Source organism: Streptomyces sp. H27-D2, from assembly GCF_035828615.1.
Taxonomy (GTDB): domain Bacteria; phylum Actinomycetota; class Actinomycetes; order Streptomycetales; family Streptomycetaceae; genus Streptomyces.
In genome coordinates this window covers 37,892-53,609 of sequence record NZ_JAYMZR010000047.1, presented here as the reverse complement: position 1 = coordinate 53,609, position 15,718 = coordinate 37,892, and the positions used below count along the sequence as shown (strand labels likewise).

The window sequence follows — 15,718 nt, the reverse complement described above, 5'->3', positions numbered from 1 at the left end:
CCCCTAACCCCACTCGCCCGCCGTCGCCGCCAGCGGCGCCCCCGCATCGCGCGGACAGGGCACTACCCCCAGGAGCACCACAGATGAGCCACCCACCCCGCGGCCCCCTCGTCGCGCCGTCCCCGTGCCCGCCCGCCCTCGGCGGCACCCCGCAGGCGCCCGCGCGGCACCGGGACGGTGCCTGATGAGAGTGCTGCTGCTCGGCGCCAACGGATACCTCGGCCGCTATGTCGCCGACCGGCTGCTCGCCGACCCCGCCGTCCAACTCACCGCGCTGGGCCGCGGCGATGACGCCGACGTGCGCTTCGACCTGGCCACCGGCAGCCCCGGCGCACTGGCCCGGTTCCTGGACGCCGTGCACCCCGGCGTCGTGATCAACTGCGCCGGTACGACCCGGGGCGGCGCCCGCGAACTGACCCGGCACAACACCGTGGCCGTCGCGACCGTCTGCGAGTCGCTGCGCCGCAGCAGCTGCGGGGCGCGCCTGGTCCAGCTCGGCTGCGCGGCCGAGTACGGGCCCTCGCAGCCCGGCTCCTCCACGGCCGAGGACGCGGTGCCGCGGCCGGGCGGCCCGTACGGCGTCAGCAAGCTGGCGGCGACCGAGCTGGTGCTCGGCTCCGATCTGGACGCGGTGGTGCTGCGGGTGTTCTCGCCGGTCGGTCCCGGCACGCCGGCCGGTTCGCCGCTGGGCCGCCTCGCGGAGGCGATGCGGCGGGCGATGCAGGCGGGCGACAGCGAGTTGAGGCTCAGCGGCCTGGGCGTGCAGCGTGACTTCGTGGACGTGCGGGACGCGGCGCGCGCCGTGCACGCGGCCTCGCTCTCGGCCGCGCAGGGCGTCGTCAACATCGGCACCGGGCGTGCGATCCGGCTGCGCGACGCGGCCTCGGTGCTCGCCCGGGTGGCCGGCTTCGGCGGCTCGCTCCAGGAGTTGGACGCCGCTTCCGCCCGCGGCCCGGCCGCCGTAGAGGCGCTGGGGGGACCGCCCGCGTACCCGTACCCGGACGGCTGCGGCAGCTGGCAGCAGGCGGATGTGCGCACCGCGCGCGACCGTCTCGGCTGGCGGCCGAGGATCGCCCTGGAGGAGTCGCTCGCCGACATCTGGATGGAGGCGGCATGCCGCATCTGATCTCCCCGGGGACCCGGCAGAGAGCCGGACGGGCCCCGACACCGCAGTCTGGGAGGCGATGCCCGGCTACTGGGACGAGATCGTCTCGCTGATCGGACCGGGTGTCTCGGAATGAGAAGGGCCGTGGCAGTGTTACCGGGGAGTGCCCCGCATAGGCGGGGATGGTCCCCGCACACTTACCGACCAACGGAGTCCCCGTGTCGCTGCCACCCCTGGTAGAGCCGGCTGCCGAGCTCACCGTCGACGAGGTCCGCCGATACTCGCGCCACCTGATCATCCCGGATGTCGGGATGGACGGGCAGAAGCGGCTGAAGAACGCCAAGGTGCTGGCCGTAGGCGCCGGCGGGCTCGGCTCGCCCGCGCTGATGTACCTGGCCGCGGCCGGTGTCGGCACGCTCGGCATCGTGGAGTTCGACGAGGTCGACGAGTCGAACCTGCAGCGCCAGATCATCCACAGTCAGGCGGATATCGGCCGTCCCAAGGCGGAGTCCGCGCGTGACTCGGTGCTCGGCATCAACCCTTATGTGAATGTTGTCCTCCACCAGGAGCGCCTTGAGGCGGACAACGTCATGGAGATCTTCTCCCAGTACGACCTGATCGTGGACGGCACCGACAACTTCGCCACCCGCTACCTGGTCAACGACGCGTGCGTGCTGCTCAACAAGCCGTACGTCTGGGGCTCGATCTACCGCTTCGACGGACAGGCGTCCGTCTTCTGGAGCGAGCACGGCCCGTGCTACCGCTGCCTCTACCCGGAGCCGCCGCCCCCCGGCATGGTCCCCTCCTGCGCCGAGGGCGGCGTGCTCGGCGTGCTCTGCGCGTCGATCGGCTCGATCCAGGTCACCGAGGCCATCAAGCTGCTCGCCGGCATCGGTGACCCGCTGGTCGGCCGACTGGTGATCTACGACGCGCTGGAGATGACGTACCGGCAGGTCAAGGTCCGTAAGGACCCGGACTGCGCGGTCTGCGGCGAGAACGCGACGGTCACCGAGCTCATCGACTACGAGGCCTTCTGCGGCGTCGTCTCGGAGGAGGCCCAGGAGGCCGCCGCCGGTTCGACGATCACGCCGAAGCAGCTCAAGCAGTGGATGGACGACGGTGAGAGCATCGAGGTCATCGACGTCCGCGAGCCGAACGAGTACGAGATCGTCTCGATTCCGGGCGCCAAGCTGATCCCGAAGGGCGAGTTCCTGATGGGCACCGCTCTGCAGGGCCTGCCGCAGGACAAGAAGATCGTCTTGCATTGCAAGACGGGTGTCCGGTCCGCGGAAGTCCTCGCGGTCCTGAAGTCCGCAGGCTTCTCGGACGCGGTGCATGTCGGCGGCGGCGTGATCGGCTGGGTCCACCAGATCGAGCCGGAGAAGCCGATCTACTAGGGCCGGTCGGTGAACCAGGGACCGGTCGGTGAACTGAGACCGGTCGGTGAACTGAGACCGGTCAGTGAACGAACGGAAGGGCCGGCCCGCACTCAGTGCGGGTCGGCCCTTCCGTTCGTTCACTCGTCCCGCGCCGACCCCTTGCCGGTCCGTCTCCGGGCTACACCAGCCCCTTGCGGGTCAGATGGGTGAAGGACAGCCAGCCGGGCAGCACGGGCAGCCAGAATGTCATCAGCCGGAAGAGCAGGACGGCGGAGAGCGCGGTGTCGCCGGGGAGGCCCCCCGCGGTGAGGCCGAACGTCAGTGTGGTCTCGACCGCGCCGACACCGCCGGGCGTGGGTGCCGCCGAGCCCAGTGCGTTGCCCGCGAGGAAGATCACCGCGATGCTCGCATAGCTCAGCTCGCCGCCGAAGGCGCGGATCGAGGCGTCCAGGCACATCACGAAAGCGCCGGTCAGCAGCAGCATCCCGCCGATGCCGGCGAGCAGCTTCCGCGGTCGCTGGAGCACGTCCAGCATGCGCGGGATGACGCCGGCGAACAGGGACCGCACGCGCGTCGAGACGAACTTCCGCAGCACCGGGATGGCGGTGACCACGAGCACGAGTACGGCGGCCGTCAGCAGTCCGCCGATCACCGTCCGGGACGGTGACAGTGGGGCGCTGCGCTCGGTTCCGGTCAGATAGCCGAAGGTGAGCAGCAGTATGACGTGGCTGGCCAGGCCGAACAGCTGGGACGCGCCGACGCTCGCCACCGCCAGCCCCGGCCGGACGCCGGAGCGTTGCAGGAAGCGGGTGTTGAGGGCCACGCCGCCGATCGCCGCGGGGGCGACCAGCTTCACGAAGGAGCCGGCGATCTGCGCCACCACCGTCTTGGCGAACGAGATCTTCTCCGGGACGAATCCGAGCAGGCTCGCCGCGGCGGCGAGGTAGGTCAGCGCGGAGAAGAACAGCGCGGCAGCCACCCACCTCCAGTCGGCCTCACTGATGACCTTGCCCAGATCCGCGTGGGTCAGCTGGGACAGCAGGAAGTAAGCGGCGAAGGCGCCGGCGATGAAGGTGACCAGGGTGCGCGGTTTGATGCGCTCCAGCCGGACGGGTTCTATCGGCGCCTGCGGCCGGATCAGCAGCACCTGCTGCCGGATCTGTGAGAGCAGATCCTCCTCGCGGGCGCCCTCAAGAGCTTCGTCTATGGCCTTCTTCTCTGCCTGTTTCTCGGCCTTGAGCGTCTTGCGGTCGCTTTCGCCGTGCTCCTGCTCCTTGACGTCCTTCGCGGCCTTCGAGGCCGCCAGCGCCGCGTCGCGCTCGCGCTGGGACCGCTCACGGGCGAGCTGGCGCAGGGTCGCGCGGGAGCCGCGGCTCAGCGCGATCGGCTGGAGCAGCGGCAGGCTGTCCGCGACCATGTCCGGGTCGAGCACCTCCACCGCGGCGGCCACCGAGCGCTCGGCGCCGACCCGCAGGCCGAAGGTGGTGAGGAGTTGCGCGATGTCCATCCGCAGCACCAGGTCGCCCGCGGCGATCTCGCCGCCGCGCAGGTCGGTCAGGATGACGTTGCCGGAACGATCCACCAGGAGCGCGTCGCCGGTCAGCCGTCGGTGCGCGATCCGGCGTGACTGGAGGGCGTGCACCTGCCGCCACGCGCCCCGCAGCAGCTCGTCGGTGATCTCGTCGTCGGTCAGCGAGTCCAGGGTGCGGCCGCCGGTGTGCTCGTAGACGAGCATCACGGCGTCCGGGCCCAGCTCGGAGGTGGCGATCAGCTTGGGGGCGTTGGCGCCCGCGGAGATGGCCGCGTAGGCGAGCAGCGCTTCCTGTTCGAGGGCCTGGCGCAACGACAGCAGGCTGCGGGGCTGGGTGATGCTGCGCATCGTGAGCCGTTGCCACACGCGGTAGAAGAAGCCCTGCGCCTGCTGTTCCCGGTCGACGACGGTGACGTCGAGAGGTGGACCGTCCTCCAGGGTGACGATGTAGCGGCGACCCCGGTCGTAGTGGTCGTTGTGCGGGGTTTCCGGGGCGTCCTCCGCGCGCAGGGCGGTGACCGGGGCGAAGCCGACGCGGCGCAGCCCCGCCAACAGGTTCTGGCCGGTGGGCCGCACGTTCGGCGAGCCGACGGCGTAGAGCGTGCCGTACGCGACCGTCCAGCCGATCAGCACGGTGACGATGATGGAGAACGGCGTGGTGTAGCCGGCGACGAGCACCGCGAAGCCCTGGAGCAGCAGCACGCACCACATGGCCACCCGCCAGCGCGGGCGGCGGGACAGTCCGACGGCCGTCATATAGGCGATGACCGGGGCGAGGTAGCCGTGCACCGGGTCGGTGAGGGTGCCGCCGGGCGCTTGCTTGATGAGCGCGTCGTGGATCGAGCCGGGGGCGGCCTCGGCGACCCACAGGTCGGTGGTGAGCGAGACGCCGTGCGCGAGGACGGCGGCGAGCACGCCGTCCGCGATCCGCAGGCCGTCCCGCTTGATCAGCCGCTCGATCGCGAAGGCCACGGGGACGATGAGGACGGCGATGCTGGAGGCGAGGGCGGCGAAGCTCGTCAGCAGGTCGGGCGCTTGGTCGGCGCCCTTGCCGATGTCGTTCTCCAGCCCCTCGGTGGTGCCGTGGGCGAAGGCGGCGATGGCGAGCACGGTGGCGATCGCCAGGATGCCCAGGAGCAGCCGGACGAGGTCGGAGGGGCGGTGCACCCGGGCCGGCAGCAGCGGCTCGTCGCTGTCGACGCGGTCCACGTGCGTCTGCGTGTCGGCGCACTCGGGAACCTGGGGGCTCGTGGGTTTTTCCGCGCGCCGGAGCGCGTCAGAGTCGTGCGCCTCCTCCCCCGGAGTCTGCCCACCCTGCTGCTCTGTCGTGTCTTCTTGATCTCGTATCACCAGTCACCGCCCGGATGATGGTGGCATGACCATACGGCGGAGGGGGGCATCAGGGTGCATTTCGCGGGCGCGCGCTGCCGATCGCACGCCCCCGGGTGCCCCTCTGTGCGTTCCATGGTCCTCCGCAGACGTTGTCGGTGGGGTGCGGCAGGATGGGAAGAATGAGCCGGCAGAGCAGTCCAGGAGCCCCAGAGGGCGGAGACGACGGCGCGACCGGGACCGCGAGCGGTCACGCCGAGGCCGCCGGGATCGACGACGGCGACGCGCTGCCCGCCTACGCCGAGCGGGTGCTGAGCGTCACTGAGGGCATCCCGCCCGGCCGGGTGATGACGTATGGGGACGTCGCCGAGTGGCTCGGCGAAGGCGGCCCGCGACAGGTGGGCCGGGTCATGGCGCTGTACGGCGGGCCCGTGCCCTGGTGGCGCGTGGTGCGCTCGGACGGCGCGCTGCTGCCCGGCCACGAGCTGCGGGCCCTCGACCACTACCGGCGGGAGGGCACGCCGCTGCGCGAGGCGGCGCGCTCCGCGCGGGGACACGAGCCGCGGATCGACATGCGCCGGGCCCGCTGGGACGGCGGGGCCGCGGACGGTCCCAACCCCGGACACGCCAGTGGGAGCGGCGGCGGCGAGCCCGGCAGTGGGCCCGGCGGCGGACGCGGTGACGACGGCGGCGGACGGTGCGTCGGCGATCTGGAAGCTCCTCACAACTGACAGCTTCCGCCGTTCGACGGCGGGAGACGAGACCGAAGGACCGTACGGCGTATCGGCGGGGGTGGTCGCGGGACGCGCTGCGCCCCGTGCGACTTCTGGCGTAGCGTCGGGGCCGGGCCGCACCTTCACCGCTCGGCCGCCCCATCGGCCCACCGGCGGCTCGTACGACCGCACCGCGACCAGCACACCCACCAGGACCGGCGACCCACGTGAGCTCCTCCTTCCCGTCCCGCTCGCCGCACCAGCGGACGCGGCAGCCTTCCTCCGGCGCGTACCGGCTGGTGCGCACCGCGCCGGGGCCGGTGGATCCTCCTGCGTTGGACGCACAACAGCGTGCTGTGGTTGACCATTCCGGCGGACCGCTGCTCGTGCTCGCCGGTCCGGGCACCGGGAAGACCACGACGCTGGTGGAAGCCGTCGCCGAACGGGTGCGCAAGGGGGCCGACCCGGAGCGGATTCTCGTCCTCACCTTCAGCCGCAAGGCGGCCGTGGAACTCCGGGACCGGATGGCGGCCCGGATGGGGGGCACGGCGGGCGGCGGCGCGGCGGCGAGCAGCGCTTTCGGTCCGCAGGCGACCACCTTCCACTCCTTCTGCTACGCCCTGCTCCGCGCCCACCAGGACGCCGAGCTCTTCGCCGATCCGCTGCGGCTGCTGTCAGGACCCGAGCAGGACGTCGTGGTCCGTGAGCTGCTCGCGGGACAGGCCGAGCTGGAGCGCGAGGGGCGGGGCGCGGTGCGCTGGCCCGACGAGCTGCGCGCCTGCCTGACCACCCGCGGTTTCGCCGACGAGGTCCGCGCGGTGCTCGCCCGCAGCCGCGAGCTGGGGCTCGGCCCGGACTCGCTGGGCGCGTTCGCGGACCGCACCGGACGGCCGGACTGGGGAGCGGCGGCGTCCTTCCTCGCGGAGTACTTGGACGTCCTCGACGCGCGGGGGGTGCTCGACTACGCGGAGCTGGTGCACCGGGCGGTGCTGCTCGCGGAGCGGCCCGAGGTCGCGGCGGCGCTGAGCGCGCGCTACGACGCGGTCTTCGTCGACGAGTACCAGGACACCGACGCGGCGCAGGTGCGGCTGCTGCGGGCACTGGCCGGGCAGGGCCGGCCGCTGGTCGCCTTCGGCGACCCGGACCAGTCGATCTACGCGTTCCGCGGCGCCGACATCAACGGCATCCTCGAATTCCCCGACAGCTTCCCGCACGCGGACGGCACCCCGGCGGGGGTGGAGGTCCTCGGCGTCTCCCGCCGCTCGGGCGCCACACTGCTCACCGCCACCCGGCTGCTCACCCGCCGGATGCCGCTCACCCGGCTGCCGTCGGCGGCGGTCCGCGCCCACCGCGATCTCGCCTCCGTCCGAGAGGGCGGTCGCGTCGAGGCGTACACGTACCCGACCCCCGGCGCCGAGCTGGACAACATCGCCGACGTCCTGCGCCGCGCCCATCTGGAGGACGGCGTGCCATGGCGCGACATGGCCGTGCTCGTACGCGCCGGGGGGCGCTCGATCCCGGGCGTGCGCCGGGCCCTCACCTCCGCGGGCGTCCCCCTGGAGATCGACGGCGACGACCTGCCGCTCCGCCACGAGCCCGCCGTCGCGCCGCTGCTGGCAGCGCTCCGGGCGGCAGCCACGGCGGCGCTGCCGGGCGCGCGATCGCCCCTCGCCGGGCCGCCCCTCGCCGGGGCGCGGCCCGCAGCTCAGCCGGACCACCCGACACCGGCTGCCGCGGACCGGTCCGGGCCGGCGGACGCGGCCCACACCGGGCCGGTCACGGCGGACGCAGACCACCGGCCGGTTACGGCGGACGAAGCTGCCCACACCGGGCCGGTCACGGCGGGCGAAGCTGCCCACTCCGGGCCGCTTACGGCGGACGCAGACCACCGGCCGGTCACGGCGGACGAAGCCGCCCACACCGGGCCGGTTACGGCGGACGAAGCCGCCCGCCCGCATCCCGACGACGGCCAAGGGCTCAGGAGCGTGGACCCTGATGCGGACGGCGAAGGGAACGGGAACGTCGTCCACGGCGACACGGAACCGTCGCCGGCCGCGGCCACCCCAGGCCCCCAGGCGGCGTCCCTGGACGTCGAGTCCGCCATCACGCTGCTCACCTCCCCCCTCGGCGGCATGGACTCCGCCGACCTGCGGCGGCTCGGACGCGCGTTGCGCGAGGAGGAGCGGGCCGCCGGAAACCCCGTACCCAGGCCGTCGGACGTGCTGATCGCCGAGGCGCGGGCCGAGCCCGAACGGCTGGTCGCGCACGACCCGGCGTACGCCCGGGGCGCGCAACGGCTCGGCCTGCTGCTGCGCAAGGCGCGCGAATCGCTGGCCGGCGGCGGTACGGCGGAGCAGGCGCTGTGGGAGCTGTGGGACGGCACGACCTGGCCGCAGCGGCTGGAGCGCGCCGCGCTGCGGGGCGGCGCGGCCGGGCGGAACGCGGACCGGGATCTCGACGCGGTGTGCGCCCTGTTCGAGACCGCCGCGCGCGCCGAGGAGCGCACGGGCGGCCGGGGCGCGCTGAACTTCCTGGAGGAACTGGACGCGCAGGACATCGCCGCCGACACCCTGACGCGCCGTGCGGTGCGCCCGGACGCCGTACGGCTGATGACCGCACACCGTTCCAAGGGCCTGGAGTGGCGGCTCGTCGTCGTCGCCGGAGTGCAGGAGGGCCTCTGGCCCGACCTGCGCCGCAGAGGTTCGCTGCTGGAGGCCGACCGGATCGGCCGGGACGGGCTCGCCGAGCCGCTCAGCCCCGGAGCGCTGCTCTCCGAGGAGCGGCGGCTGTTCTACGTCGCGGCGACCCGCGCCAAGGAGCGGCTGGTGATCACCGCGGTGAAGGCCGCCGCGGACGACGGCGACCAGCCGTCCCGCTTCCTCGCCGAGCTGGGCGTCGAGCCGGTCGACGTCGCCAACCGGCCGCGCCGCCCGCTGGCCGTCGCGGCGCTCGTCGCCGAACTGCGCGCCACCACCGTCGACCCGGAGGTCTCCCCGGCGCTGCGCGAGGCCGCCGCGCTGCGGCTCGCCCGGCTGGCCGCCCTGCGGGACGAGAGCGGCGACGAGACGCCGGCCGCCGGAGACGGGCACCCGCTGGTGCCGGCGGCGCACCCGTACCGCTGGTGGGGTCTGTACGAGCCGACGCACAGCGCCGTCCCGCTGCGCGACCGGGCGCAGCCCGTGGCGCTGTCCGGCAGCGCCCTCGACCAGCTCGCCAACAGCTGCTCACTCCAGTGGTTCCTGGGCCGCGAAGTGAAGGCGGACGCCCCCTCTACGGCTGCCCAGGGCTTCGGAAACGTCGTCCATGTGCTGGCCGACGAGGTCGCCTCGCAGCGGACTCCGGCCGATCTCGCCGTCCTGATGGAGCGCCTCGACTCGGTATGGGACGCGCTCGCCTTCGACGCGCCCTGGAAGTCGCGGCAGGAGAAGGAGAACGCGCGGGCCGCCCTGGAGCGCTTCCTGCGCTGGCACGTCACCCAGGGCCCGAGCCGCGGCACGGTCGCCACGGAGCACGATTTCGACGTCACCCTGGAGGCCGACCCCTACCAGGTGCGCATCCGCGGCAGCATGGACCGCGTCGAACAGGATGCGGGGGGACGCGCGTACGTCGTCGACTTCAAGACCGGCAAGGCCAAGCCGACGGGCCCCGAGGTCGAGCGGCACCCGCAGCTCGCCGTCTACCAGCTGGCGGTGCGCGCGGGCGCGGTGGACGAGGTCTTCGGCGGCCTCACACCCGAGCCGGGCGGCGCCGAACTCGTCCACCTCCGGCTGGGCGCGCCGCAGAAGGAGGGCGGGGACACCCTGCCCACCGTCCAGGGACAGCCGCCGCCCGAGGGCGAGTGGGTCGGCGAGCTGCTGGCCACCGCGGCGGGCAAGGTCCTCGACGAACGCTTCACGCCCAGCACGGGCCAGCACTGCACCCACTGCGCCTTCCGCAGCGCGTGCACGGCACAGCCGGAGGGACGCCAGATCATCGAGTGAGGCCGGGGACGGCTGCGTCTGCGGCGGCGAGCGGGTCTCCGCCCGGCTGCGTCTGGGCCGCTGTTACGTCGGACACGCCACCACCCGGGAGCGCCGCCCGGCAGGCCGCCCGAAAAGCCCGCCGAGCAGCCGTCACACAGCCCGCGGGCCGCCGCCAAGCGTTCATCGGCCACCCCGGCCACCCCGGCCGCCCACCCGTCCGGTGAGGACTGTCCGTGGACGCCGATAGCCTCACTCGGGTGGCAGCACGCATCACCAAACCGGGACAGCTCACCGAACAGGCCCGGCTCACCGACCCCGAGCAGCTCAAAGAGCTCCTCGGCATCCCGTTCACCCCCGAGCAGACGGCCTGCATCACCGCGCCGCCCGCTCCGCAGGTGATCGTGGCCGGGGCAGGGTCCGGCAAGACCACGGTGATGGCCGCGCGCGTCGTCTGGCTGGTCGGCACCGGCCAGGTCGCGCCCGAACAGGTCCTGGGCCTCACGTTCACCAACAAGGCCGCCGGCGAACTCTCCGAGCGCGTCCGCAAGGCGCTGCTCAACGCCGGAGTGACGGACCTCGACCCGGCCGATCCCGACCGGGCCCCCGGCGATCCGCAGATCTCGACCTACCACGCCTTCGCCGGACAGCTGCTCAAGGACCACGGCCTGCGGATAGGGCTCGAACCGAGCGCCCGGCTGCTCGCGGACGCCACCCGCTTCCAGCTCGCAGCCAAGGTGCTGCGCACCGCCCCCGGCCCGTACCCGGCGCTCACCAAGTCCGTTCCCGCGCTCGTCGAGGACCTGCTCGCGCTGGACGGCGAACTCTCCGAGCACCTGGTCGCGCCCGAGCGGCTGCGGGAGTTCGACGGCGAGCTGCTGCGCCTCCTCGACACGGTGAAGCTCAGCAACGCCGACCTGCGCAAGGCGCCCGACGCGAGCCGGGGCAGGCTCGAACTCCTCCACCTGGTCGGCGCGTACCGCGAGCAGAAGCAGCGCCGCGACCTGCTCGACTTCGGCGACCAGATCGCGCTCTCCGCGACCCTGGCCCGCACCCGGCCCGAGGTCGGCCGAATCCTGCGCGAACAGTTCGCGGTCGTGCTGCTGGACGAGTACCAGGACACCTCTGTGGCGCAGCGCCTGCTGCTGGCCGGCCTCTTCGGCGGCGGCACCGGCCACCCCGTCACCGCCGTCGGCGACCCCTGCCAGGCGATCTACGGCTGGCGCGGCGCGTCCGTCGCCAACCTGGACGACTTCCCCGAGCACTTCCCGCACGCCGACGGCCGCCCCGCCCAGCGCTTCGCACTCAGCGAGAACCGTCGCAGCGGCGGCCGGCTGCTCTCCCTCGCCAACCGGCTCGCGACCCCGCTGCGCGCGCGCCACGCGGGCGTCGAGGCGCTGCGGGCGGGCCCGGGAGCCGAACACGCGGGCATGGTCCGGTGCGCGCTGTTGCCCACCCACGCCGAGGAGCTGAGCTGGCTCGGGGAGTCGATCGCCCACCTGGTGCGCACGGGCACGCCGCCCGGCGAGATCGCGGTGCTGTGCCGTACGGCCACGGACTTCGCCCGCATTCAGGGGACACTGGTGGAGCGTGACATTCCGGTGGAGGTCGTCGGCCTGTCCGGGCTGCTGCACCTGCCGGAGATCGCCGACCTCGTCGCCGTCTGCGAAGTACTCCAGGACCCCACCGCCAATGCCGCGCTGGTACGGCTGCTGATCGGCCCGCGCTGGCGGATCGGCCCGCGCGACCTGGCGCTGCTCGGCCGCCGCGCCCGCACGCTGGTGCGCTACGGATACGGCGACCCGTCGGACGACGACCCCGACCGCCGGCTCGCCGAGGCCGTGGAAGGCGTCGACCCGGCCGAGACCGTCTCGCTCGCCGACGCGCTCGACACGTTCCTGGCGGCGGGCGGCAGCGGGGGCGGCGCCGGAAGCGGCGGGCACGGCGGCGCGGGCAGCTTTGGCAGAACAGTCGGCAAAGCAGTAAGTACTGATGACGGTTTGCCGTTCTCCGGCGAGGCGCGGGTGCGCTTCGCCCGGCTCGCCGCCGAGCTGCGCGACCTGCGGCGCTCGCTCGCCGACCCGCTGATGGACGTCCTGCACCGGGTGCTCGCGGCGACCGGCCTGGAGGTCGAGCTGTCGGCCTCGCCGCACGCCCTGGCCGCGCGCCGCCGTGAGACGCTCAGCAACTTCCTCGACATAGCCGCGGGCTTCGCCGCTCTGGACGGCGAAGCCAACCTGCTCGCCTTCCTCGGCTTCCTGCGCACGGCCGCGCAGTACGAGAAGGGCCTCGACAACGCGCTGCCGGGCGGCGAGAACACCGTCAAGGTGCTCACCGCGCACAAGTCCAAGGGCCTGGAGTGGGACGTGGTCGTGGTGCCCGGCCTGGTCGCGAAGCAGTTCCCGAGCGAGAAGGCGAGCGAGTCGTGGATCACCCAGCCCAAGGTGCTGCCGCACGCCCTGCGCGGTGACGCCGAGACGCTCCCGGACGTGGGGGAGTGGAGCGGCAAGGGGATCAAGGACTTCAAGGAGGCGATGAAGCAGCACCAGGAGACCGAGGAGCTGCGCCTGGGCTACGTCACCTTCACCCGCCCGCGCTCGCTGCTGCTCGGCTCCGGCCACTGGTGGGGCCCGACCCAGAAGCGGCCGCGCGGCCCTTCCGCCTTCCTGCACGCCCTGCGCGAGCACTGCGAAGCGGGCTTCGGCGAGATCGAGGCATGGGCCCCCGCGCCGGAGGAGGACGCGGAGAACCCGGCGCTGAGCGAGGCCGGCACCGAGTTCGACTGGCCGCTGCCGCTCGACCCGATCGCGCTGCGCCGCCGCCGGGCGGCGGCTGACACGGTGCTGGAGCACTTGGAGCGGTTGGCCCGTCCGGGCAGCGCGGAGCACTCGGCCCGCCGAGGGGGCCCGGAGCACACGGATCCGGCTGCGGCTGCGCACCGCGCGGCCGCAGCGCGGTCCGAAGCGTGGGCCGGGGCACGGCACGACCCCCGCAACGACCCCGGCTACGACCCGGAGTGGCCCCCTCCGCCCGATGACCTCGCCGACGACGACGAGGCCCCGTACGGCGAGCCCCCGTACGACGATCCGCTGCCCGACGATCCCTTCGGGGACGGTGTCGCCCCGCAATCGGCAGCCGAATCGGCAGCCGAATCGGCAGCCGGAGTGCCAACCGAAACAGCGCACGAGCCCGAGGCCCACGCCGGAATACGGGACGGCTGGCCCACGGAGGGGCCTGACCGCCCTGAGCCGCCCGCGGGCCACCCCCCGGGCCCCGAGCACGTCTTGGCGCCCGCCGGCCTCACAGCGGGCCGACAGCACCCGTCGCCCGTCGAGGAGGCAGCAGGCACGCCCGACGCCGCGAGCGAGCACCCCGACGAGGCACAGGGCATACCGGCGAACCGGACCGCCCCGGGCCTCTCCACCGCTGCCGCAGCACGCGTCGCCCCGTTCATCCCGTCGCCCCACCGGGCCCCCGCGCGGGAGTCCGTCCGGCCCGCCGCGCTGTCGCCGGAGGAAGCGCGCCGTACGGCCTCCTGGGACCGCGACCTCGACGCGCTGACCGCCGAACTGCGCCGCAACCGCGCGACGGTACGGGACGTGCCGGTGCCCGCCGTACTGTCCGCGTCCCAGCTGCTGCGGCTCGCCGCCGACCCGGCTGGTTTCGCCCAGGAGCTGGCCCGGCCGATGCCCAGGCCGCCGCAGCCCGCCGCCCGCCGGGGCACTCGTTTCCACGCCTGGGTCGAGTCCCGCTTCGAGGAGCTGACGCTGCCGATGCTCGGCCCCGACGAGCTGCCGGGCAGCGACGAGGCCGAGCCGGAGATCGTGGACGAGCGGGATCTGACGGCCCTGAAGGAAGCCTTCGCCCGCACCCCGTACGCGAGCCGCACGCCGTACCGGGTCGAGACCGCGTTCCAACTGACGCTCGCCGGGCGGCTGATCCGCGGCCGGATCGACGCGGTTTACCGCGAGCGGTCGGCAGAAGGCGACCGCTACGAAATCGTCGACTGGAAGACCAACCGCGCCCATGACGCGGACCCGCTCCAGCTCGCCGTCTACCGCGTCGCGTGGGCCGAACAGCACGGGCTGCCGCTGTCGTCCGTGACCGCCGCCTTCCTGTACGTCCGCAGCGGCGAGGTGGTCCGGCCCGAGGGGCTGCCGGACCGGGCGGGCCTGGAACGCATCCTGCTCGGCGAGAGCCCGCAGTAGCCGGCGGCAGCCTGTGTCTCCGAGGCGACCGGCCCAGGATCGGGCGCGCACCCAGCCCCCGCTGTGACATGACCGACAGTGCGGCCGGAACGATCAGCGAGGGCGCGGCTCGGCCCGTTCCGGCCCGCCGCCGTGGCGCTGCTCCGGCGCGCAAGCCGCGTTCCGGCGCCGCTGCCGCGCCGCCGCCACCCCTCCGTAGCCCCGACGCCCCCGCGATTCGCGGCACCGCCGGGCCGATAGGCTCGGCATCATGAGCGTCACCCCGGACAGCGCCGTCCGCACGTACATCGCAGACCACCGGGTCGGCTTTCTCGCCGACCTCACCGAGTGGCTGCGCATCCCCTCCGTCTCAGCTGATCCCGGCCGCGCCGGGGACGTCCGGCGGAGCGCGGAGTGGCTGGTGACCAAGCTCATCGAGACCGGCTTCCCGGTCACCGAGGTGCTGGAGACGGCAGGGGCTCCGGCGGTGTTCGCCGAGTGGCCGTCCGGTGACCCGGACGCTCCGACCGTCCTGGTCTACGGCCATCACGACGTACAGCCCGCCGCCCGCGAGGACGGCTGGCACACCGACCCGTTCGAGCCGGAAGTCCACGACGGGCGGCTGTACGCCCGCGGCGCGGCCGATGACAAGGGCCAGGTCCTCTTCCACACGCTGGGCGTCCGCGCGCACCTCGCCGCGACCGGCCGCACCGCTCCGGCCGTCAACCTCAAGATGCTCATCGAGGGCGAGGAGGAGTCCGGCTCCCCGAACTTCCTGGAGCTGATCCGGGCGCACGCGGACACGTTCGCCTGCGACACCGTGATCGTCTCCGACACCGGCATGTGGTCCGAGGACACCCCGACCGTCTGCACCGGCATGCGCGGACTCACCGACTGCCAGATCGACCTGTACGGGCCGGACCAGGACATCCACTCGGGCTCCTTCGGCGGCGCGGTCCCGAACCCCGCGACCGAGGCCGCCCGGCTGGTCGCGGCGTTGCACGACGCCGACCGCAGGGTGACCCTCCCCGGCTTCTACGACGGCATCGTCGAACTCACCGGCCAGGAGCGCGAACTCTTCGCGGAGCTGCCCTTCGACGAGGCGGACTGGCTGCGCACCGCGCATTCGCACGCCGCTCTCGGCGAGGCCGGCCACACCACCCTGGAGCGGATCTGGGCCCGTCCCACCGCCGAGGTGAACGGGATCAGCGGCGGCTACCTGGGCCCCGGAGGCAAAACGATCGTGCCGGCCGCCGCTCAGCTGAAGCTGTCGTTCCGGACGGTCGCGGGGCAGGACGCCGAAAGGGTCCAGCAGTCCGTACGCGACTGGGTCGCCGAGCGGCTGCCGGACGGCATCCGGCACGAGATCACCTTCTGGGGCGCGACCCGCCCCTGCCTCACGCCCCTCGAGCACCCGGCCCTGCAATCCGTCGTACGGGCCATGGGCCGCGCCTTCGGGCAGCGGATCGGCTTCACCCGCGAGGGCGGCTCGGGCCCGGCCGCCGACCTCCAGGA

7 protein-coding genes are annotated in these 15,718 nt (G+C 73.5%); 6 read left to right on the top strand and 1 reads right to left on the bottom strand.

What is annotated here, in order from left to right:
* The first annotated feature begins 184 nt into the window (after window positions 1–184).
* Together QMK28_RS19125 and moeZ are read left to right on the top strand one after the other, a co-directional pair.
* Window positions 185–1,126, top strand: coding sequence for an NAD-dependent epimerase/dehydratase family protein (locus QMK28_RS19125; RefSeq protein ID WP_326439515.1), 942 nt, complete (start codon window positions 185–187; stop codon window positions 1,124–1,126).
* 197 nt (window positions 1,127–1,323) lie between these two features.
* Window positions 1,324–2,502 (top strand): adenylyltransferase/sulfurtransferase MoeZ, encoded by a 1,179-nt coding sequence (gene moeZ / locus QMK28_RS19120; RefSeq protein WP_326439513.1) that lies wholly within the window; start codon window positions 1,324–1,326, stop codon window positions 2,500–2,502.
* 160 nt (window positions 2,503–2,662) lie between these two features.
* Here the strand turns inward: moeZ and QMK28_RS19115 are convergent, their stop codons facing one another.
* Entirely contained in the window at window positions 2,663–5,224 is a 2,562-nt protein-coding gene (locus tag QMK28_RS19115) for a lysylphosphatidylglycerol synthase transmembrane domain-containing protein (RefSeq protein WP_326439511.1), read from the bottom strand.
* 302 nt (window positions 5,225–5,526) lie between these two features.
* On the opposite strand from QMK28_RS19115, the gene QMK28_RS19110 reads away from it, so the two are divergent.
* The 4 genes from QMK28_RS19110 to QMK28_RS19095 all read left to right on the top strand — a co-directional run.
* A complete protein-coding gene (locus tag QMK28_RS19110; RefSeq protein WP_326439509.1) occupies window positions 5,527–6,075 on the top strand; it encodes an MGMT family protein in 549 nt (182 codons plus the stop codon).
* A 209-nt stretch (window positions 6,076–6,284) separates the two neighbouring features.
* On the top strand, window positions 6,285–10,037 hold the full coding sequence (locus QMK28_RS19105; RefSeq protein ID WP_326439507.1) for an ATP-dependent helicase: 3,753 nt from the start codon (window positions 6,285–6,287) through the stop codon (window positions 10,035–10,037).
* Between the two features lie 239 nt (window positions 10,038–10,276).
* Entirely contained in the window at window positions 10,277–14,224 is a 3,948-nt protein-coding gene (locus tag QMK28_RS19100) for a UvrD-helicase domain-containing protein (protein WP_326439505.1), read from the top strand.
* Window positions 14,225–14,474: 250 nt separating this feature from the next.
* A partial coding sequence (locus QMK28_RS19095) for a M20/M25/M40 family metallo-hydrolase (RefSeq protein WP_326439503.1) occupies window positions 14,475–15,718 on the top strand: 1,244 nt, incomplete at its 3' end.

Coding starts and splice junctions, on each gene's coding strand:
- QMK28_RS19110 (WP_326439509.1), top strand. CDS start 5,527: ATGAGCCGGCAGAGCAGTCCAGGAGCCCCAGAGGGCGGAGACGACGGC.
- QMK28_RS19125 (WP_326439515.1), top strand. CDS start 185: ATGAGAGTGCTGCTGCTCGGCGCCAACGGATACCTCGGCCGCTATGTC.